At 39.4% G+C, this 19,899-nt stretch carries 20 protein-coding genes, 1 tRNA gene, 2 rRNA genes and 1 other RNA gene (1 of these 24 running past the window's edge); 4 read left to right on the top strand and 20 right to left on the bottom strand.

Going from position 1 to position 19,899, the window contains the following annotated elements; all coding sequences use genetic code 11:
- The 5 genes from J9537_RS03090 to J9537_RS03070 all read right to left on the bottom strand — a co-directional run.
- Nucleotides 1-1,075, bottom strand: a 23S ribosomal RNA gene (locus J9537_RS03090) (it extends 1,838 nt beyond the left edge of the window).
- 177 nt (nucleotides 1,076-1,252) lie between these two features.
- Nucleotides 1,253-1,325: transfer RNA gene (locus tag J9537_RS03085), tRNA-Ala, on the bottom strand.
- A 76-nt stretch (nucleotides 1,326-1,401) separates the two neighbouring features.
- Nucleotides 1,402-2,960: ribosomal RNA gene (locus tag J9537_RS03080) — 16S ribosomal RNA — on the bottom strand.
- Together the 16S and 23S rRNA genes with 1 tRNA gene alongside form the textbook arrangement of a ribosomal RNA operon.
- A gap of 354 nt (nucleotides 2,961-3,314) precedes the next feature.
- Nucleotides 3,315-3,677, bottom strand: coding sequence for a hypothetical protein (locus tag J9537_RS03075; protein WP_028020625.1), 363 nt, complete (start codon nucleotides 3,675-3,677; stop codon nucleotides 3,315-3,317).
- Nucleotides 3,678-3,762: 85 nt separating this feature from the next.
- Nucleotides 3,763-4,143 (bottom strand): CvfD/Ygs/GSP13 family RNA-binding post-transcriptional regulator, encoded by a 381-nt coding sequence (locus tag J9537_RS03070; RefSeq protein ID WP_218256712.1) that lies wholly within the window; start codon nucleotides 4,141-4,143, stop codon nucleotides 3,763-3,765.
- A 77-nt stretch (nucleotides 4,144-4,220) separates the two neighbouring features.
- Between J9537_RS03070 and J9537_RS03065 the strand changes: the two genes are divergently transcribed.
- Nucleotides 4,221-5,387, top strand: a complete 1,167-nt coding sequence (locus tag J9537_RS03065; RefSeq protein WP_218256711.1) for a MalY/PatB family protein — start codon at nucleotides 4,221-4,223, stop codon at nucleotides 5,385-5,387.
- A gap of 24 nt (nucleotides 5,388-5,411) precedes the next feature.
- On the opposite strand, the gene J9537_RS03060 is transcribed toward J9537_RS03065, so the two are convergent.
- Nucleotides 5,412-5,999, bottom strand: coding sequence for a peptidylprolyl isomerase (locus tag J9537_RS03060; RefSeq protein WP_218256710.1), 588 nt, complete (start codon nucleotides 5,997-5,999; stop codon nucleotides 5,412-5,414).
- A gap of 128 nt (nucleotides 6,000-6,127) precedes the next feature.
- Between J9537_RS03060 and J9537_RS03055 the strand changes: the two genes are divergently transcribed.
- Both J9537_RS03055 and J9537_RS03050 read left to right on the top strand, forming a co-directional pair.
- Nucleotides 6,128-7,111: an NAD(P)/FAD-dependent oxidoreductase gene (locus J9537_RS03055; RefSeq protein WP_218256709.1), complete on the top strand. Its 984-nt coding sequence runs from the start codon at nucleotides 6,128-6,130 to the stop codon at nucleotides 7,109-7,111.
- Between the two features lie 18 nt (nucleotides 7,112-7,129).
- Entirely contained in the window at nucleotides 7,130-7,639 is a 510-nt protein-coding gene (locus J9537_RS03050) for a phosphatidylglycerophosphatase A family protein (protein WP_218256708.1), read from the top strand.
- A gap of 18 nt (nucleotides 7,640-7,657) precedes the next feature.
- Here the strand turns inward: J9537_RS03050 and J9537_RS03045 are convergent, their stop codons facing one another.
- From J9537_RS03045 to J9537_RS03030, 4 genes are read right to left on the bottom strand one after another with little or no spacing between them, the layout of a single operon-like run.
- Nucleotides 7,658-8,293: a TIGR01906 family membrane protein gene (locus tag J9537_RS03045; protein WP_218256707.1), complete on the bottom strand. Its 636-nt coding sequence runs from the start codon at nucleotides 8,291-8,293 to the stop codon at nucleotides 7,658-7,660.
- Nucleotides 8,283-9,053, bottom strand: a complete 771-nt coding sequence (locus tag J9537_RS03040) for a TIGR01457 family HAD-type hydrolase (RefSeq protein WP_218256706.1) — start codon at nucleotides 9,051-9,053, stop codon at nucleotides 8,283-8,285. Before J9537_RS03040 ends, J9537_RS03045 begins: the two co-directional genes overlap by 11 nt.
- Nucleotides 9,054-9,057: 4 nt before the next feature.
- Nucleotides 9,058-9,678, bottom strand: a complete 621-nt coding sequence (locus tag J9537_RS03035; protein ID WP_010746814.1) for a YutD family protein — start codon at nucleotides 9,676-9,678, stop codon at nucleotides 9,058-9,060.
- A gap of 34 nt (nucleotides 9,679-9,712) precedes the next feature.
- A complete protein-coding gene (locus tag J9537_RS03030) occupies nucleotides 9,713-11,092 on the bottom strand; it encodes a bifunctional metallophosphatase/5'-nucleotidase (protein ID WP_218256705.1) in 1,380 nt (459 codons plus the stop codon).
- A gap of 95 nt (nucleotides 11,093-11,187) precedes the next feature.
- Between J9537_RS03030 and J9537_RS03025 the strand changes: the two genes are divergently transcribed.
- Nucleotides 11,188-11,667 (top strand): methylated-DNA--[protein]-cysteine S-methyltransferase, encoded by a 480-nt coding sequence (locus J9537_RS03025; protein WP_010746816.1) that lies wholly within the window; start codon nucleotides 11,188-11,190, stop codon nucleotides 11,665-11,667.
- Between the two features lie 43 nt (nucleotides 11,668-11,710).
- Here J9537_RS03025 and J9537_RS03020 read toward each other — a convergent pair whose 3' ends face one another.
- From J9537_RS03020 to J9537_RS02975, 10 genes are all read right to left on the bottom strand, one after another.
- Nucleotides 11,711-12,205 (bottom strand): LURP-one-related/scramblase family protein, encoded by a 495-nt coding sequence (locus J9537_RS03020; RefSeq protein ID WP_218256704.1) that lies wholly within the window; start codon nucleotides 12,203-12,205, stop codon nucleotides 11,711-11,713.
- Nucleotides 12,206-12,216: 11 nt separating this feature from the next.
- A complete protein-coding gene (locus J9537_RS03015; RefSeq protein ID WP_218256703.1) occupies nucleotides 12,217-13,086 on the bottom strand; it encodes an SPFH domain-containing protein in 870 nt (289 codons plus the stop codon).
- A 161-nt stretch (nucleotides 13,087-13,247) separates the two neighbouring features.
- An RNA gene (ffs, locus tag J9537_RS03010) (signal recognition particle sRNA small type) lies at nucleotides 13,248-13,331 on the bottom strand.
- Between the two features lie 26 nt (nucleotides 13,332-13,357).
- On the bottom strand, nucleotides 13,358-13,861 hold the full coding sequence (tadA, locus tag J9537_RS03005) for a tRNA adenosine(34) deaminase TadA (protein ID WP_218256702.1): 504 nt from the start codon (nucleotides 13,859-13,861) through the stop codon (nucleotides 13,358-13,360).
- 93 nt (nucleotides 13,862-13,954) lie between these two features.
- Complete coding sequence (locus J9537_RS03000) at nucleotides 13,955-14,290, bottom strand: hypothetical protein (RefSeq protein WP_010746820.1); 336 nt, start codon at nucleotides 14,288-14,290, stop codon at nucleotides 13,955-13,957.
- A gap of 285 nt (nucleotides 14,291-14,575) precedes the next feature.
- Nucleotides 14,576-15,286 carry a zinc metallopeptidase gene (locus J9537_RS02995; RefSeq protein ID WP_218256701.1) on the bottom strand — a complete coding sequence of 237 codons (711 nt, stop codon included), beginning with the start codon at nucleotides 15,284-15,286 and terminating at the stop codon, nucleotides 14,576-14,578.
- 114 nt (nucleotides 15,287-15,400) lie between these two features.
- Entirely contained in the window at nucleotides 15,401-15,724 is a 324-nt protein-coding gene (locus J9537_RS02990) for a zinc ribbon domain-containing protein YjdM (protein ID WP_010746822.1), read from the bottom strand.
- A gap of 190 nt (nucleotides 15,725-15,914) precedes the next feature.
- Nucleotides 15,915-17,876, bottom strand: coding sequence for an N-acetylglucosamine-specific PTS transporter subunit IIBC (gene nagE / locus J9537_RS02985; RefSeq protein ID WP_218256700.1), 1,962 nt, complete (start codon nucleotides 17,874-17,876; stop codon nucleotides 15,915-15,917).
- Between the two features lie 4 nt (nucleotides 17,877-17,880).
- Nucleotides 17,881-18,732, bottom strand: a complete 852-nt coding sequence (locus tag J9537_RS02980) for a PRD domain-containing protein (protein WP_218256699.1) — start codon at nucleotides 18,730-18,732, stop codon at nucleotides 17,881-17,883.
- 210 nt (nucleotides 18,733-18,942) lie between these two features.
- A complete protein-coding gene (locus J9537_RS02975; protein ID WP_218256698.1) occupies nucleotides 18,943-19,890 on the bottom strand; it encodes a DHH family phosphoesterase in 948 nt (315 codons plus the stop codon).
- Nucleotides 19,891-19,899 lie beyond the last annotated feature (9 nt).

Below are 19,899 nucleotides of genomic sequence, written 5' to 3'. Positions count from 1 at the left end.
CCACATCCTTTTCCACTTAATAGTTATTTGGGGACCTTAGCTGGTGGTCTGGGCTGTTTCCCTTTCGACTATGGATCTTATCACTCACAGTCTGACTCCCAGAGATGAATGGATGGCATTCGGAGTTTATCTGAATTCGGTAACCCGAGATGGGCCCCTAGTCCAAACAGTGCTCTACCTCCATCATTCTTACTCTGAGGCTAGCCCTAAAGCTATTTCGGAGAGAACCAGCTATCTCCAAGTTCGTTTGGAATTTCTCCGCTACCCACACCTCATCCCCGCACTTTTCAACGTACGTGGGTTCGGTCCTCCAGTGCGTTTTACCGCACCTTCAACCTGGACATGGGTAGATCACATGGTTTCGGGTCTACGACCACTTACTCATTCGCCCTATTCAGACTCGCTTTCGCTGCGGCTCCGTCTTTTCAACTTAACCTCGCAAGTAATCGTAACTCGCCGGTTCATTCTACAAAAGGCACGCTATCACCCATTAACGGGCTCTAACTTGTTGTAGGCACACGGTTTCAGGATCTATTTCACTCCCCTTCCGGGGTGCTTTTCACCTTTCCCTCACGGTACTGGTTCACTATCGGTCACTAGGGAGTATTTAGCCTTGGGAGATGGTCCTCCCGGATTCCGACGGAATTCCTCGTGTTCCGCCGTACTCAGGATCCTCCTAGGTGCCAGTCAAATTTTGTCTACGGGGCTTTTACCCTTTCTAGCAGACCTTTCCAGGTCCTTCGACTATCTCACTGGACTACCATATCGGAGTCCTACAACCCCAAGAGGCAAGCCTCTTGGTTTGGGCTTTTCCCGTTTCGCTCGCCGCTACTCAGGGAATCGATTTTTCTTTCTCTTCCTGCAGGTACTTAGATGTTTCAGTTCTCTGCGTCTACCTCTAATCAGCTATGTATTCACTGAAAAGTAACATCCTATAAAAGATGCTGGGTTCCCCCATTCGGAAATCTCCGGATCAAAGCTTACTTACAGCTCCCCGAAGCATATCGGTGTTAGTCCCGTCCTTCATCGGCTCCTAGTGCCAAGGCATCCACCGTGCGCCCTTATTCACTTAACCTTATCCTAACTTGCGTTAGGGGGTTGATTGTTCCATCTAGCGATAGATTTCCCAATCAGAAAAAAATAAGCAATTGAACTTATTTAAAAAACTCATTCAACGCGGTGTTCTCGGTTTGTTTAAATTATTGTTTCTGTATCCAGTTTTCAATGAACGATTGATGACCAACGTCATCAATGGAGCCTAGCGGGATCGAACCGCTGACCTCCTGCGTGCAAAGCAGGCGCTCTCCCAGCTGAGCTAAGGCCCCAAATATTTATTTGAGAGTAGACCTCTCAAAACTGAACGAATAAAGCAACCTGTGTAGTTTCCGTAATATTCCTTAGAAAGGAGGTGATCCAGCCGCACCTTCCGATACGGCTACCTTGTTACGACTTCACCCCAATCATCTATCCCACCTTAGGCGGCTGGCTCCAAAAGGTTACCTCACCGACTTCGGGTGTTACAAACTCTCGTGGTGTGACGGGCGGTGTGTACAAGGCCCGGGAACGTATTCACCGCGGCGTGCTGATCCGCGATTACTAGCGATTCCGGCTTCATGTAGGCGAGTTGCAGCCTACAATCCGAACTGAGAGAAGCTTTAAGAGATTAGCTTAGCCTCGCGACTTCGCGACTCGTTGTACTTCCCATTGTAGCACGTGTGTAGCCCAGGTCATAAGGGGCATGATGATTTGACGTCATCCCCACCTTCCTCCGGTTTGTCACCGGCAGTCTCGCTAGAGTGCCCAACTAAATGATGGCAACTAACAATAAGGGTTGCGCTCGTTGCGGGACTTAACCCAACATCTCACGACACGAGCTGACGACAACCATGCACCACCTGTCACTTTGCCCCCGAAGGGGAAGCTCTATCTCTAGAGTGGTCAAAGGATGTCAAGACCTGGTAAGGTTCTTCGCGTTGCTTCGAATTAAACCACATGCTCCACCGCTTGTGCGGGCCCCCGTCAATTCCTTTGAGTTTCAACCTTGCGGTCGTACTCCCCAGGCGGAGTGCTTAATGCGTTAGCTGCAGCACTGAAGGGCGGAAACCCTCCAACACTTAGCACTCATCGTTTACGGCGTGGACTACCAGGGTATCTAATCCTGTTTGCTCCCCACGCTTTCGAGCCTCAGCGTCAGTTACAGACCAGAGAGCCGCCTTCGCCACTGGTGTTCCTCCATATATCTACGCATTTCACCGCTACACATGGAATTCCACTCTCCTCTTCTGCACTCAAGTTTCCCAGTTTCCAATGACCCTCCCCGGTTGAGCCGGGGGCTTTCACATCAGACTTAAGAAACCGCCTGCGCTCGCTTTACGCCCAATAAATCCGGACAACGCTTGCCACCTACGTATTACCGCGGCTGCTGGCACGTAGTTAGCCGTGGCTTTCTGGTTAGATACCGTCAAGGGATGAACATTCTACTCTCATCCTTGTTCTTCTCTAACAACAGAGTTTTACGATCCGAAAACCTTCTTCACTCACGCGGCGTTGCTCGGTCAGACTTTCGTCCATTGCCGAAGATTCCCTACTGCTGCCTCCCGTAGGAGTTTGGGCCGTGTCTCAGTCCCAATGTGGCCGATCACCCTCTCAGGTCGGCTATGCATCGTTGCCTTGGTGAGCCGTTACCTCACCAACTAGCTAATGCACCGCGGGTCCATCCATCAGTGACGCAAAAGCGCCTTTCAAATAGAAACCATGCGGTTTCTATTGTTATACGGTATTAGCACCTGTTTCCAAGTGTTATCCCCTTCTGATGGGCAGGTTACCCACGTGTTACTCACCCGTTCGCCACTCCTTTTCTTTCGGTGGAGCAAGCTCCGGTGAAAGAAAAAGCGTTCGACTTGCATGTATTAGGCACGCCGCCAGCGTTCGTCCTGAGCCAGGATCAAACTCTCATAAAAAGTGTTTGAAACAGTCTTACGACTGATCAGCTCAATTGTAAAAATTGACTTGCTAGCATATTGCTTGCTATGTTGTTTGTTTCTATTAAAAGAAACGCCCTACACATTTGGTTTGTTTTATTCGTTCAGTTTTCAAAGGTCTACATTGTTTGTCGCTTTGTTTCAGCAACTTTTATATCTTAACAGGTTACCGAGTGAATGTCAACAACTTTTTTGAAGTTTTTTTATTTCAATGAGTCATTGTTCGTCTTTCACTGTATCAGCAACGTTTATTAATTTACCACTTAATCAACCATCGGTCAACTATTTTTTCAAAAAAAAAGAAACTTATTTTCATAAGCTCTTTTTTTATAACTATTCAAATAATGGTACACCTTCTATTTCAATCGTTCCAAGGATTTTCCTTACGCTTTCTGGGCTTTCCCAAGCAAATCCATCAGGCAACTCTGTAGCCACTTCACTAGCCATTTCAAAGACATACAGTGGTAAATTGTCTCCATGTGATTGTGTATTTGTTAACTCTACCAAACGAATATCGTTAACATTAATATGTAATGTTGCTTTTAAAAAATTCAAAAAACTAGCTAAAACGGTATTTTCGGCTTTAGTATCAGTGCGGGCAAATTCTTTATCTTTTCCTATTTCGTGAACTAAAAAACGTTTCGATCCATCTTCTAAGTGCAACATGATTGTTCCAGATACTTGTTTTGTCACAATTTTCACCTCTGCAAAAGCTAATCGTAAATCGTTCTTATTGTATCACGTTTTCTGAAAAAAAGATATTTTTTGCGTAAAACTACGGCTAATTTTCAGTGCGTTCTTTCAAAAGAAAATCTATTGCTTCATTAGTCCATTTTGGCATACTCTTTTCTAATGAACGAAAGCCGATGTTTTTATTTCGATTCGTAAAGTAACGTTTCCGATGATAGGGTGATTCTGCAGGATGTTCTGCCAATGTTCTCAAAGATAAACTAATTTTTTTGGTATATTCATCTATATCAATAATTTGAACTTTTACTACTTGACCAATTTCTAAAAAGTTATGGATATTTTTAGTATATCCAGACTGCACCTCTGATATATGGACTAATCCTTGTGTATGATCATCTAATGAAATAAATGCCCCGTAAGGTTGAATTCCAGTTACTTGACCTTCAATAATGTCCCCAATTTTATATTCCATTCATTTCCCTCTTTTCGCATGTTTCATTATACTGTATTTATAAATAAAATTGAAGTTAGGATGTAGGAGGAAGAAGTATGACAAATTTCGATCAACCAATTGACCGTCTTGGTTCCAACAGCGTGAAATGGGACACTATTCTTAACATGTATGAAGAAAAAGAGCTGTTGCCATTGTGGATCGCAGATATGGATTTCAAAGCGCCCGCTGAAGTATTACACGCTTATCAAAATTTACTTAAACATGGAATACTGGGTTATGCAGATATTCCAGAGAAACTTTACACAGCTATTATTGATTGGGAAACGAAACACCATCATCTCATTTTAAACAAGAAAGATATTCTTTTCTTTCCAGGGGTATTAGCCGGGATAGCGACAGCGGTCCAAGCCTTTACTAAACCAAATGATGTGGTCTTGATCCATGATCCCGTTTACCCTCCTTTCGCAAATATCATCAAAACCAATCAACGAAAATTAGTCCGCAGTCAATTAATTGAAAAAGACGGACATTTTATTATGGATTTTAGAGATATTGAAGAAAAATTCAAACATTATAAAGTAAAAGCCATGGTCTTATGTAACCCACATAATCCTGGCGGTCGTGTTTGGCGAAAAGAAGAATTGAAACAGCTTGGAGATCTTTGTAGGAAATATGGTGTCCTAGTGTTTAGCGATGAGATTCATCAAGATTTGGTTTTTTCTCCAAATGAAATGATCTCCTTTTTTAACGCTGACGATTCCTTTAGTGATTTTAGTATACAATTTACCTCTATGACTAAAACATTTAATCTAGCAGGAATTAAAAACTCGCTGGCCTTTGTAAAAAACGAGCAATTACGGGCACAATTAATTCGCAAGCAGGAGCAAAACTTTCAACAAGAAATTAACACATTCGGACTCGTTGGAATGCAGGCAGCCTACCAAACTGGAGAAGAATGGTTAACTGAGTTACTATCTTATATTCAATCAAACATAGACTTCACAATGACTTTTTTTCAAAACCATTTACCCAAAACTAGAATTATGAAACCTGAGGGAACTTATTTATTATGGCTAGACTTTTCAGCATATGGATTTTCTGATGAAATACTTGAGGAACGATTGGTTCATAAAGGAAAGGTTGTCCTTAATACGGGGGTTAGTTATGGCCCTCAGGGTAAACAACATATGCGTTTAAATGTTGCTTGTCCAAAAGTTATACTTGAAGAGGGCTTGAAAAGAATTGCTTCTGCTCTTAAATAGAAAAAACGGCCGATGGCCGTTTTTTTAATCTGAAATTTCAATTGATTCAATGACAATATCATGGACAGGTTTGTCTTGAGCGCCACGTTTGGCCGAAGCGATGTTGTCCACAACATCCATTCCTTCCGTTACATGTCCAAAAACAGTATGACGGAAGTCTAACCAAGGAGTTCCACCCTGTTTGTAAGTTTCGATAATTTCGCCAGGAAAACCTGCTTCTTCCAATTGTGCCATCATGTTCGCAGGAACATTCTGATTATTTACGATGAAGAATTGACTTCCGTTAGAATTTGGGCCAGCATTCGCCATTGATAATGCTCCACGAAGATTAAAGAGATTACGCGAAAATTCATCTTCAAATTTTTCACCGTAGATACTCTCACCACCCATACCAGTACCGGTGGGATCTCCTCCTTGAATCATAAAATCAGGAATAACACGATGAAAAATTACACCATCGTAATAGCCCTTTTTTGCTAATTCAACAAAATTTTTAACTGTTTTGGGCGCTTCTTCAGGAAATAATTGTACTTTAATATCTCCCATATTTGTTTTGATTGTTGCTTTAGGTCCTTTTTCTTCGGTTAAATTTAACTGTGGAAATTGAGTCACTTCAAAATCCTCCTTTATTTTTCTGAGTCCATCATAACAAACTTTTCTTATTTTGCCACCTCTTCAAACTAAGGATTTCTTTCTCTCTCATTTATTTGATACAATCGATGAGAAGAAAGGGTGTTCTTATGGAAATTTTTGATATAACTATCGTTGGAGCGGGGCCTGTAGGCATGTTCGCGGCATTTTACGCAGGCATTCGTCAAGCGAAGACAAAGTTGATTGATAGTTTACCACAACTAGGTGGACAATTGACGACTCTTTATCCTGAAAAAAATATTTATGATATTCCTGGATTTCCAATTGTAAAAGCCGCAGATCTGATTGGCAACTTGGAAAAGCAATTACGGACTTTTTCACACACCTATTGCTTAGATGAAGAAGTTTTAGAAGTAAAACAACACGAAGATTTCCTTGAACTTGTAACAACTAAGGATAGTCACTACACAAAAGCGGTTGTACTTGCTATCGGAAATGGCTCATTCCAACCTAGGCGATTAATGATTGACAATGCTGACTTGTTGGAAAATCACGGAATTGACTATTACATAAATGATCTGATGAAATACGCAGGTAAAAAAGTCGCTATTGCTGGTGGTGGAGACTCTGCAATTGATTGGGCATTGATGTTGGAACCAATTGCCTCTGAAGTATCCATTATTCATCGACGTGATAACTTTCGTGGGCATGAACACAGCGTGCAAAAATTAAAAGATTCATCAGTAAACATTTATACTCCTTATATATTAAAAGAGCTGCATGGGGAACAAAATTTAGAAGATGTGACTTTACAAAAGACAAAAAGTGATGAGACAATTACATTAAATGTGGACTATTTAATTGTCAATTACGGTTTTTCTTCTTCATTAGATCACTTGCGCTCTTGGGGATTAGAGAGTACACGACAGGCTATCCTCGTTGAATCAGATATGCGTACTTCAATTCCCGGAATTTATGCTTGCGGAGACATCGCAACATACGACGGCAAGGTAAAATTGATTGCCACTGGTATGGGGGAAGCACCCACAGCAGTCAATAATGCTCTACATTATATAAATCCTAAAAATCGTACTCAACCAGGACACAGCACTAGCCTATTTCCACAAATTTAATATTAACGGAGGTAAGATATGGTATTTGAAACAACGGCTCTTGAACAAAAAGCCCGTGAACTTTTAGAAGAACGCGGTGTTACCATCAAAGATATTGCCGAATTAGTTTTCTTTTTACAAAAAGATTATATTGACCAGCTGGATATCGAATTATGCATCCACAGTGTAAACCGTGTGTTGACTAAGCGTGAAGTTCATAACGCAATTATCACTGGGATTGAGCTAGATAAATTGGCTGAACAGAAAAAATTGGACTATCCATTGCAAAATATTTTGGAGGAAGACGAAGGGCTCTATGGAATCGATGAAATTATGGCACTTTCTATCGTGAATGTTTATGGTTCGATCGGCTTCACAAATTATGGCTATATCGACAAAGTAAAACCTGGAATATTAAAAAAACTGAACGAACATGATGGTGTTCATGTCCACACATTTCTAGACGATTTGGTAGGAGCGATCGCAGCATCTGCTGCCAGTCGTTTGGCTCACGAGCATCCTCGTAAGCTTGATTCTATCGTCAAATAAGAGCATTAAAAAAAGAGCTTAACGCTCTTTTTTTAATGCTCTTTTTCCAAAATAGATTGGTAAGAAATAAAAAATTTCTAGTAAAACAAAGAATAAAATAAAACAATGTAAAAAAAATGTTTCCGGTAAAACATTGATGATTGGATCAGTCGCTGGATTAAAAATCCATGCATCATTATTGAAAAAAATACCGTGGAACAGCACAAAAAAACGATCAAAATTTACTGCCATTAAAAATACGAGAACGATTGGAATCCCGATAACTATACGAAAAGGTTGAATCATCGTCCACAATCGACGTTGCTTAACTAAATGACGTAAATAAAAAAAGCTTGGTACAATCGTTATTACTAGCAAGACATAGTTCAAAAGAAATAATTTTTTCACTTCATAAAAATGGAATGCTCCACTTGCTGAAACTGGAAAATTTGTCATTTCCAGCGTTTCTATCCAAGGAAAATTCAAATATCCCATTAACTGATCAAAATTATGCATTAATTCTTTATTTGAAAGACTTGTATAATCCAGTAGATTTAAGTAGTCTACATCAAATCGATAGAGCCAACGCGCATTGATGGTCAATGTAATTGCTAGTGTAAGTAGGGCGACAACGAAACAGATAAAACCTCCACGTTCTAACCATTTACTTTTCATCGAAATTCCATTCATCTAATGAGTCTACAAGAAAAGTAGGCGGTACAGGGAGCGATGATACATCTGCCTTTTGAGTATATCCCGATAAGACTAAAAGCGTATCAATATTGTTATTGATCCCCGCCAATATATCTGTTGTATAATTGTCCCCAACCATTAGGACTTCTTTTTTGTCCATAGCTAAAATTTCTACCGCTTTATCCATAATTATTGACTCAGGTTTTCCAATATAAATTGCTTTCTGTTGCGTTGAAGCCTCTATCATTGCAATCACTGATCCCGCACCAGGTAGCAACCCCCGCTCAGTAGGGATATTTTTATCTGGATTCGTTCCAATAAAGCTTGCTCCGTTTTGAATTGCCAGCGTAGCTGTAACAAATTTCTCATAAGTAACCTCTGTATCCAAGCCGACAACTACATAATCTGGTGTTTCTTCATCCCAAATATAACCAGCAGTCAAAATTGGATCAATTAGTCCTGGCTCACCAATAACATAGACTTTTTTGCCTTTGGCTGCATCATTCATGTAATCAATTGTAGCCAAAGTTGCGGTATAAACAGTCTCTGGTGCGACATGAATTGAAAACTCCTTTGCTAAACGATTCGCTACTGTTTCTGGAGTTTTTGTAGTATTGTTGGTCAAAAATAAAAACGGAACCTTGCGCTTCTGCAATTGCTCAACAAAACGGCGCCCTGCTGGAATTGGTTCGCTTCCCCGATAAATCGTTCCATCTAAATCAATTAAGTATCCTTTGTACATCTTATTACTCTTCTCTTTGACGAATCACAAAGCGTTCGTCCTTTTCTTTTGTTTTTGTAGGTGTTTCCTTTTTAGGCTGACGGTTTTTGATAATTGGTTTTTTCTTAGATTTATCCGTCAAAGGAACTTTTTTTTCTTCAATAAATGCCTGTGACTTGTCCTTACGTTTACGTTTGCGTTTTTTACGATTTTGTTGACGTTTCCCACCTGTTCGTTCCAACACAAAATAAGCACAGCCAAAGTTACAGTACTCATATAAATAATCTTCTAATGTATCTATTCGCTGTTCGGGTAAACTCTTTCGATCATCTTCGCGGAAAAAACCTTTCAGCCGCAATTGATCATACCCCCAATCACCAACGATATAATCATAACGTGTCAAGACCTCACTAAAGCGTTCGCCTAAACGTTCGGCATCAAAGCCCTCACGATAATTTCTAACTAAGCGGTATTGGCGTTCACCAATCAAAAGATTACTCTCATCGACAAAGACGACGGTTTCACCTTTTTTCTTTTCTTCAGCGGGGGTCTCAACGATTTCATCTAATACCTCAGTTAATTCTTCAGTAACAGTTTTTTCTGGTGTAGTTCCCTTTTTTTGTTTGTCTCTTTTTTCTTTTGCCATCGTTTCACCACCTGATTGTTATTATACCTTGTTTTTAATTGATTGGATAGTGAGTGTGCAGATAGTCACCTAAAACACTTCGGATAAACTTAGGGAATAAAAACTCATACCGTCCAGCAATCTCAATCGTAGGAAAGAATGGTACAAACATAAAATGATCCACCGTAGCAATTGTGTATTCTGTTTCTGGATCAACTGGTTCACCAAGCCATCGAACTTGATGATTGACTCGGTCGTACTCAATCCCATCATAAACTAAGTGCCCGAAAATTTTGCCACGAAACCCCATCCCCATCACAGGAAAATTGATTAAAAAATGTCGATTCTTTTCCATTTCCAAAATCAAACGAATCAGGTTGGCACCATCTAATGTTACTTTTATCAAGTGCATGGGATGCGGCAAAGCGGTATGAAGCTGATCTTGATTAATAATTCCTGCCGGTATATCGGTTAAAAACAGTCCAGAGTTTAGAACAGCTGCTTCAGTGTTAGCTGCTTCCTTAACCGCTTTAAGTGTGTAGTTAATCATAGGATTTTCAGCCTGAAGATCAACACTCAGCGTAAAAGGCAGATTCGCTACTTTTTTATCCGCTAGCAGTTGATGCCCTGTTTGTAAATAGTCCCTTATTTCCTCTTGATCTTCTGGTAACTCCAGCATTTTTTCAGTTGGAAAAGTGTGTGCTGTTGTATCTGTAATACGATGGTTCCTATCCACAAACACTTGAACTTCACCAACATAATAGCCGTATTTTCCTGCAGCCGCTAGCTGTACTTTGCCTATTTTTTCGCCGGTTTCAAATAAATGGTGCGTGTGAGAACCTAAAATCACATCAATCATTGGCAACTCTCGTGCGATTTGACGATCAACACTAATTCCAAGATGACTCATTAGTACTAAGACATCAACTTTTGGGCGTAGTTCTTCCACAAGATCTGGTAGAATATCCATCACTTGACGAATATCCCACCCGTTTGGGCTATAGGTTAATGGAAAAGGCGCTGTAAACGCGAGCAATCCTACTTTAGTTCCTTGATCTGTTGTGATTATTTTCGATTGTTGCGACCATTCTGGAGGTTGCAATGTTTGCTTATCAAAAAGATTGTCTAATACAATGTCAAAATTTGCTCGATCATATAAATGATTCAGCTCGTCCTTAGAATTCCCGACTCCTTCATTGTTTCCAATCGTGGCTGCATCGTAATGAATTTGATTCATCAACTGAACATTCGCCTGCCCATTAGTTGCCTCTGTCAGTGGATGCCAGCGATCAACGAAATCACCAAGATCAATCGTAATAACCTTTTTCTCAGGACTTTCTTCTTGCTTTCGGTTCAACAAAAAACGGCGAACCTTTGGCCAATTTTCCAAATGGGAATGAAGATCATTCGTATGCAAAAGAATAATTTTTTCCATTATTCTACCTCTTTTCAACTCTTCTTGTTCCATCTATAGTAACATATAGCTTATTAAGGTCGAACGAACTCGTTCGCTAAAAAGCAGGTGAAAATATGAAATTTGAATCAAGCCTTGGTACGTTGTGGCTAAACGCGAATCAAACTGCTTTAACTCACGTTTCCTATACAGCAATTGATGAAACCCCCTTGGCTAATCAAGAAATTTTACAATCTACAAAAAAACAACTCTTGGAATTTCTATCTGGAAAACGAAAATCATTTGATGTTCCCTATACTTTTGAATTAGGAACCGACTTTCAAAAGGAAGTTTGGTCTACTTTAATGACTATCCCTTACGGCGAGACTTGTAGTTATCTGGACATCGCTGAATCAATCCGACGACCAAAAGCTGTACGTGCTATCGGCCAAGCGAATCGAAATAATCCCTTACCCATTATCATCCCTTGTCATCGAGTGATTGGAAAAAATGGAAAACTCGTAGGTTACTCTGGATCCACTGAAAAGGGATTGACAATTAAAGAACAATTACTCGCAATAGAAAATCCAGTTTTACAAGAAATTACACTGTTTTAATTGCAAAAACACCGTTATCGCGTTTTTTCGATAACGGTGTTTTTTAGTTTGTTGACGAGGACGATGATGCTTCATCTTCCTTCACACAATCAATCGCGATCACAAGTGAGATAACCAACTCTTCAAAGTCTTCATTAAAAATCGTAATCTCATACGTATCTCCCCAAGAAATCCAACGCTTATTGATTTCAGCCACTTTTTTCCCTTTTTGCGAGACTTCAAAATCCATGTCCCACCAGTTTCCTTCGACACTTAAATCTTCAGCAGAAATCGAATATTTCGCCTTCAAAAAACTTAAGTGTTTTGAAATTTCAATAGCCTCTTTCCCATTCATCTCAACATAGAACTTAGGTAACAAACTAATGACTTTTTTCGTGATTCGGCTAACTTCATTCCCGTGTTCATCTTCAATATGAAATGTTTTTGGGATTTTCATAAAACTACCTTTAACAAAATAACGTGGTTGTTGATCTTCATCCATCACTGTAAATTTTTCACCAATACTAAAAACCTTTTGTTTAATATAAAGTTTCTTCATCGCAGAGCCTCCTATTTTTCAGACAAATCTCCTGTATTTATAACCGGTTGTGTTCCTTTGTCAGTGATGATTGAAACAAGCAAGTTGTTAATAAGTTGAACCTTTCGATCATCAGTAAAATGAATTTCTTGACCATTCTCAATCTGTTCAAGAGCCATTTGCGTCATTGTCACTGCGCCTTCTACAATCGTTTGACGTGCAGACAATATGGCTTTTGCTTGTTGACGCTGCAGCATCGCATTAGCTATTTCTGTCGCATATGCTAAGTGATTCAACCGCGTTTCGATTACCTCGACTCCAGCCATCGCTAAACGCTCCTGTAATTCTTTAGCCAGTTCTTCAGAAACTTCAGTTGTATTTCCTCGTAAAGTTAAATCGTCTTCATTAAAGGTATCATAAGGATATTGAGTAGCAATGTGTCGGATCGCGGTCTCACTTTGAATCTCTACAAAATCCAAATAATAATCAACATCAAATAATGCCTTAGCGGTATCTACTACTCGAAACACGACGACTGCTGAAATTTCTACAGGATTTCCATCTGAATCATTTACTTTCAAAAGCGAACTATTGAAATTCCTAACCTTCAGTGAAACAGGAATTTTTCTTGTCAACGGCGTCGTAATAAATAAGCCGTTTTCTTTGATCGTTCCAAGATATTTTCCAAAAAACAAAACAGCTTTTGCTTTATTTGGCCCCACAATAGTTAAAGAACTTAAAAATAGAGCAGCGACAATCCATAAAATAATTCCTAGAAAAATGAATCCTAAACTATTCGAATCATTGCCGGCAAGAATTGCCCAAAAACCTATTCCTAAAATTATAACTAAACCAACTAAACCTAAATATCCATTAATGTGAAACGCTTGTTTCTCTTTCATCCTTGCACCTCCAAAATTCATAACCTCAGTGTACGCTTCTTTTGAAAGAGCTTCAATTATTTCAGACGATTCGATCATCAATAGAAACCAATAACAAAAGTCTTATTCAACTCTAAAATTACACAAAAAAAAGCAAGCTCATCGCTTGCTGTAAAAAATCATATTATCAGACACATGCCGGATCCTACTTAGTGCTGCTTCCTTCCAGACCTGACACAATTCACAGGCCCGGCATTGTCCTGCCTTTCGGCAAAAAATAGTATAACAAACTCTAGTCATTTTGGCTAGTCTTTTTTTTCTTCTCCCGAATCTCTCGAAAAAATTTCGTTAATAACATCCCGCATTCTTCTCTCAAGATACCACCTTCAACATACGCTCGATGATTAAAGCGCTCATCCGTTAATAAATTCATCAACGTTCCTGCCGTTCCACCTTTAGGATCATAAGCACCAAAATAAACTTCCTCTACTCGAGACAAAATCATGCCTCCACTACACATTGGACAAGGTTCTAATGTAACAAATAATTGACATTCCTCCAATCGCCAACTGTCTAAATGACTACACGCCTCACGAATAGCAAACATTTCTGCATGACTTGTGGCATCTTGACTATGTTCTCGTAGATTATGTCCCCGTCCAATAATTTCACCATGGTAAACTACAACGGCACCAATAGGAACCTCTGCGATCGCTTCTGCCTTTTTCGCTTCAGCAATTGCTTCCTGCATAAAAAAAACTTTTTCTTCTTCTGTCAACTGGCTCTGTCTTTCCATTTCATCCCTCACTCTTTTACCTCTATCAATTAATCAATTTACTTTAGCACAACTCCTTAAACAAAAAAAGATGCGCCATTACTGGCACATCCATTACATTACTTTGTCCACAAAATCCATCAATCGGTCTTTTAAATCCTCGGTCGTATCTTTGATGGAATCACCATAGACCGATACTCGCTTTTTTCCGCTTTTGATCTTGTCTAAAATACTCATGATGTTATCTAAATCTTCATCCGATAGTTTATCAACGATTGCCAATAATGTTTCACTACCGTCAAACTTATCACTAACAAAACGTTTTACTTTGCATCGATTTGACATGTGACGAGCTTTTTCAATTAGTTTTCCAGAAGCAATAACAGCTGTCGCAGTACTAGCCGCAACAATAACACCTACTCCGATTTTGATCTTAGTTGATTTTTTCATGGTATCAGCTCCTATTCTTATTAATGTCGTTATTCTTTCCCATAGAAAAAGTGAATACGCTATGTCTGTCACTCTCAAGATTACTAAATGCATTTTGTTTATTTAGCACTACGACAAAGCACATTAGTCATCCTTTATTCCATCATACCACACACTTAAAATTATCAATAATAAGAAACTCAAATAAATGAAAGCGCAATCTTACAATGGGGAAATTAACTTAAAAAAGAGTTCAATGCCGTATCCAAATTTTGTACAAAAAAAGAACCGACATTACGTCAGTTCTTAATCACGACTTCGATTACCGAATAATAAAATCAATCGTAGCAATTGCAAAAATGTCGCTAACGCTGCAGCTACATAAGTCAACGCTGCGGCAAACAGAACTTTTCGAGCTGCTGCTAATTCATCTTCAGCTAACATGTTTCCATCACGCAAGATGCTCAATGCACGTCTCGAAGCATCAAACTCTACCGGTAAAGTAACTAGTTGAAAAATCAAGGCCAATGAAAAGGCCAAAATACCAATATTGATCAGTGTTTGGTTCCAACTCATGAAGACCCCTAGCATAATCAATGGAAATGAAAGTGTCGATCCAATATTCGCTATTGGTATGATCGCTGCTCGCATTTTTAATGGAATATAATTTTTAGCATCTTGTACCGCATGTCCACATTCATGAGCTGCTACACCAATAGCTGCCACTGAGGTTGATTGTGCGGTTGATTCCGATAAGCTCAGCATTTTATTCCCGCTATTGTAGTTATCTGTTAAATCTCCAGCAATTTGTTGAACACCTACATCATCGATCCCTTGACTACGCAAAATATATTCAGCCGCTTGAGTCCCAGTAACACCTTTGCTGCTACGGAATTCATCATATTTTCGAAAAGTCGAATTAACATAAGCAGAAGCAAGTCCCGATATGACCAGTCCAGCAATCACTAATAAAAACGTGGGATCTAGAAAATTATAAAATGTTCCATACCCATACATATACATTCTCCTCTAATCAAAGATAATTTTACTGCAAAAAAGCAGTTTCCTATTCTTAGTTTAGCATGAAAAGCGTGAATTTTTTATGAAAACAACTCTAAGAATCTCTCTAGCTTATAACTTCTTAACAAATTCTGATTTTAATTTCATCGGTCCGAAACCATCAACCTTGCAATCAATATTGTGATCTCCTTCAACTAGGCGAATGTTTTTTACTTTTGTCCCTTGTTTGATGGCACCAGAAGCACCCTTAACTTTTAAATCTTTAATTACTGTAACACTGTCACCCTCTTGAAGCTGGTTGCCATTGCTATCTTTGACGACCAATCCCTCTTCAACTTCTTCGTTACCGGACCACTCGTGACCACATTCAGGACAAACAAATAAGCCACGATCCTCATAAGTATATTCTGATTGACACATTGGACAATTTGGCATAATTTTCCTCCAATAATAATAGTTTTCTAAACACTTAGTTTAGCCGAAACGGAATGACTTGAAAAGACTTTCTATACAAAAAAATCGTATTCGGTTTCATAAATCCATTATAAAAGAAAAGACTGTAGACAGCATCCATAAAATGGACTTTGTCTACAGTCTGACACTTATACAATAAGTGCGAATTTTTTTATAAACTTGTCAATTCACCAATCACTTCGTTTACCTGAACCTCTTTTGTACCTGCTAAGTCAGAGCTCTTCACTTTATCCATATTGGTCAGAGCAACGATGATATCTGTCTTCTTGCCTGCTTTTTTTACTGCTTCCAAATCAACTTTTGCAATCATCTGTCCTCGTCCAACATGCTGACCAGCTTGAACATAAAGTTCGAAAGGTTTTCCGCCAAGATCAACAGTATCTAATCCCATGTGTAAAAGAACTTCCACACCTGAAGCCGTTGTAATTCCAACCGCATGTTTTGTAGGAAAAACATTCGAGATAGTCCCAGCTACTGGAGAGAAAATCTCACCAGAAGTAGGTAATACTGCATAACCATCACCCATCATTTTTTCTGAAAAAACATCATCTGAAACTTCGGTAATTGGAACCAATCGACCATTCGCTACTGCAAACATTTCTTGAGTTTTTGGCGCTTCTTCTTTAACGATGGCTTGTTCAGTAGCCGCATGGGCTGTTCCCCCACCACTGTGAAGTCGATTCATTTCGTCAGCTACGAACTGCACTTCAGTACCAACAATCACTTGAATGTTTTTATCATCAATCACTTTCAAGCCTGGGACACCAGTAGCTTTGATTTGGCTTTGATTTACTACGCCAGTATCTTTAAGCTGAAGGCGCAATCTAGTCGTACAATTGTCGATTGATAGAACATTAGCTGCTCCTCCTAGCCCTTCATAAATTTTCTGAGCCATAACTACGTGTTTGTTATCACCAATCATGTCAATATCAGGCATTTCTTCGCCATCATCTTCTTCTCGTCCAGGCGTCATTAGATTGAATTTAACAATGACAAACCGGAATGTCACATAATAGACAACCGCCATCACTAATCCCAACAGAATCAACATGAATGGTTGATTTGCGATGGGGACACGCAAACTTAAGAAGAAATCAATAAAACCAGCACTAAAGTTAAACCCAGCTGTCCATTTGAACGTTGCTGCTATAAACATAGAAATCCCTGTTAAGCAAGCATGAACAACATAAAGCGGCCACGCCACAAACATAAAGGAGAATTCAAGTGGTTCAGTTACCCCTGTGAAAAATGAAGCAAATGCTGCTGCAACCATTAATGAAGCAGTGACTTTTTTCTTTTCAGGTTTTGCACATTGATAAATTGCCAAGGCTCCTGCCGGCAAACCAAACATCATTACTGGGAAGAATCCAGCTTGATAACGTCCTGTTATCCCTCGAACGCCTTCGCTCGCCCAGAACTTTCCAATATCATCAATTCCTGCTAAGTTGAACCAGAATACATTATTTAACGCGTGATGTAATCCTGTTGGAATAAGCAAGCGGTTAAATAAACCATACAAACCAGCCCCTATAGGTCCCATTCCTGAAATCAGTTCTCCAAAGCTTACTAATCCGTTATAAACTGGCGGCCAAACAAAAATTAAAGCGGCCGAAATTGCTGCCATTAATCCAGCTGTAACGATAGGTACTAAACGTTTCCCACTGAAAAAAGAAAGCGCCATAGGAAGTTTGACACCACTGAAGCGGTTGTACATAGCTGCTGCAACTAATCCAGCTAAAATCCCAACGAAAACATTTTTGAAATTTATTGCTGCAAAGGCAATGTTCACATCTTCTACAGCAACTTTAGTAAACATAGCTACTGCATCACTATTAACTAAGGTCATAGGTGTCAAAAATGCAACCAAACCAGACAAAGCTGCTGCTCCATCCTTATCTTTCGACATTCCTAATGCCAACCCAACAGCAAAAAGTACACCTAAATTGTCTAATATCGTTCCTCCAGCTTTAATCAAGAAGGCTGCTAACAAGTTGTTGCCACCCCAGCCGCTAGGATCAATCCAATATCCGATTCCCATAAATAGAGCTGCCACCGGCAATGTTGCTACTGGTAACATCAACGAACGACCCATGCGTTGCATATATGCTTTCATATTTTTACTCTTCTCCTTTGTATTCTTTTATTTTCCGCAATCGTTCAACATGAATGGCTACATAACCTAATTCTTCTGTGGTGATTGCTAATTGGTAATGCTTCATCAAAAAGACTCGAATCTTTTTAGCAATTTGATAGCTATCAGGATACTTGTTTCTTACCATTTCGATAATGTCCTGATCTAAAACGGCATAACGCTGGTTCTGATACCGCTGCAATAATAAGCGTAGATGATTCGCCAAACGCGAGTAGTCTAATGCCATTTCTTGAGAACGGATATTTATCTCTAATTCTTGTTCAATTAAATGAATCACATCCGAAATAATGGTTACTTCTCTTATGCTGTCATGATTATTATTTTTCCCCGTTCGAGCGCTGTGAATATGGATTGCGATATAGCCAGCTTCGTCATACCCATAAGGTATTTCTAATGTTCGATTCAAATAGTCGACTGCCCATTGCGCAATCCCAAATTCTTCCCCATACAGAATCTCGATCTCACTTAAAAGCTTGTTTCGAATTACGATTCCATTAGCGATGTTTTGAGCTGCAAAGGCAATGTGATCTGTCAATGAAATAAAAATATGTTCATTCAGTTTCTCCATAAGAACCGTTTCAGCATGATCAATGATTGCTTCAGCAGCAAAAAAGTAAGATTCGTTTATTTGATTTAATAAGGTCTGTAGCTTTTGCTGTCCTTCTGGTTCCATCACAAACAAACGCTCAATATCACGAGAAAAAAGCAAATCATTTCTTTGCTTATTGAACCCGACACCCTTGCCGATAGCAATCTTCTCTTCTCCTCGATCATCTACCAATACTGCATTTTGATTCAATATTTTTTTGATTTTCATTTGTTTTCCTCATTCTGCAGAATAAATTCACTGTTTTAACTAGACATTGGCCAAATAAAAAGGCATGGAAAGAAACACAAGGAGTCCCCTTGCGATTCTTTCCATGCCTAGTATGATCTAGTCACATGAAACAGTATTGTTAACAATTTAAATAGTATAGACCAATGAAGGTTTTGTCAATACTTTTTTTCGAATTTTTTTTCAAATTATTTATTTTTCTAGATAGTTTTCGCACAAAATTTGGATTTCATGGTATATTTCTTGACACATTGCTTGGTCTTTAGCATTTGCTCCACTAGCTAATGGGTGACCGCCACCATGATATCTTTTGGCCAAATTATTGATGACCGGTCCCTTGGAGCGCAATCGAACGCGATAATATCCTTCCGGCTGCTCTACAAAAACTGCCCAAGCTAATACAACGTCTATTGTTCCTGGTAATGGAACTAGAGATGCAGTGTCAGAGTCCTTGATCCCATATTTTTTTAAGATTCCTTGATCCAAAAATACATATCCAGCACCATTGTTATCAATCTGCAAGTTCTGGTACAGGTATCCTGAGAGCTTCGCAACATCCAACGAAATTTGATCAATCTCTCTATTTAATTTGGTTGCATCAAAACCATAATCCAATAGTTTAGCTGCTACCTGCAACGTATGTGAAGTAGTTGCGGGATATAAGAAACGTCCCGTGTCTCCAACAATTCCTGCATATAATAAACGAGCGGCATTTTCTGTTATCGCTAATTTTTCAGCAAATGCAAAATCAGCAATAATCTCACTGCAGCTACTTGCCTGTGTATTAACCCAAAGCAAATCACCATAAGGATCGTCATTGGGATGGTGATCGATTTTTATTAATTTATCTCCTAATGCATAACGTTCATCACTGATTCGAGGTGCATTCGCTGTATCCGTCACAATTACCAACGAACCTTCATATAGTTGGTCAGGAATCTCGTCCATTTCTGCTAAGAACGCTAGACCTTCTACAGGCCCGCCGACTTGATAAACTTCCTTATCTGGAAAGTTTGTCCTCAGGATTTCAGCAAGCCCGCATTGTGAGCCCAATGCATCAGGATCAGGGCGCATATGACGATGGACAATGATCCGATCGTACTGCTTAATCATCTGTAAAATTTCTTTTGTAATTGTCATGCTACTTCC

Origin of the sequence: Enterococcus raffinosus, assembly GCF_019175485.1 — a bacterium.
Classification (GTDB): Bacteria; Bacillota; Bacilli; order Lactobacillales; family Enterococcaceae; genus Enterococcus_A; species Enterococcus_A raffinosus.
The sequence above is the reverse complement of the archived record's forward strand: the minus strand, read 5'-3'. Positions and strand labels throughout refer to the sequence as shown.

Coding starts and splice junctions, on each gene's coding strand:
- J9537_RS03065 (WP_218256711.1), top strand. CDS start 4,221: ATGACAAATTTCGATCAACCAATTGACCGTCTTGGTTCCAACAGCGTG.
- J9537_RS02980 (WP_218256699.1), bottom strand. CDS start 18,732: ATGAAAATCAAAAAAATATTGAATCAAAATGCAGTATTGGTAGATGAT.
- J9537_RS02975 (WP_218256698.1), bottom strand. CDS start 19,890: ATGACAATTACAAAAGAAATTTTACAGATGATTAAGCAGTACGATCGG.
- J9537_RS03050 (WP_218256708.1), top strand. CDS start 7,130: ATGGTATTTGAAACAACGGCTCTTGAACAAAAAGCCCGTGAACTTTTA.
- J9537_RS03030 (WP_218256705.1), bottom strand. CDS start 11,092: ATGGAAAAAATTATTCTTTTGCATACGAATGATCTTCATTCCCATTTG.
- tadA (WP_218256702.1), bottom strand. CDS start 13,861: ATGGAAAGACAGAGCCAGTTGACAGAAGAAGAAAAAGTTTTTTTTATG.
- J9537_RS03055 (WP_218256709.1), top strand. CDS start 6,128: ATGGAAATTTTTGATATAACTATCGTTGGAGCGGGGCCTGTAGGCATG.
- J9537_RS03035 (WP_010746814.1), bottom strand. CDS start 9,678: ATGGCAAAAGAAAAAAGAGACAAACAAAAAAAGGGAACTACACCAGAA.
- J9537_RS03040 (WP_218256706.1), bottom strand. CDS start 9,053: ATGTACAAAGGATACTTAATTGATTTAGATGGAACGATTTATCGGGGA.
- J9537_RS03020 (WP_218256704.1), bottom strand. CDS start 12,205: ATGAAGAAACTTTATATTAAACAAAAGGTTTTTAGTATTGGTGAAAAA.
- J9537_RS03070 (WP_218256712.1), bottom strand. CDS start 4,143: ATGGAATATAAAATTGGGGACATTATTGAAGGTCAAGTAACTGGAATT.
- J9537_RS03015 (WP_218256703.1), bottom strand. CDS start 13,086: ATGAAAGAGAAACAAGCGTTTCACATTAATGGATATTTAGGTTTAGTT.
- J9537_RS02990 (WP_010746822.1), bottom strand. CDS start 15,724: ATGCCAAATTGTCCAATGTGTCAATCAGAATATACTTATGAGGATCGT.
- J9537_RS02995 (WP_218256701.1), bottom strand. CDS start 15,286: ATGTATGGGTATGGAACATTTTATAATTTTCTAGATCCCACGTTTTTA.
- J9537_RS03025 (WP_010746816.1), top strand. CDS start 11,188: ATGAAATTTGAATCAAGCCTTGGTACGTTGTGGCTAAACGCGAATCAA.
- J9537_RS03045 (WP_218256707.1), bottom strand. CDS start 8,293: ATGAAAAGTAAATGGTTAGAACGTGGAGGTTTTATCTGTTTCGTTGTC.
- J9537_RS03000 (WP_010746820.1), bottom strand. CDS start 14,290: ATGAAAAAATCAACTAAGATCAAAATCGGAGTAGGTGTTATTGTTGCG.
- nagE (WP_218256700.1), bottom strand. CDS start 17,876: ATGAAAGCATATATGCAACGCATGGGTCGTTCGTTGATGTTACCAGTA.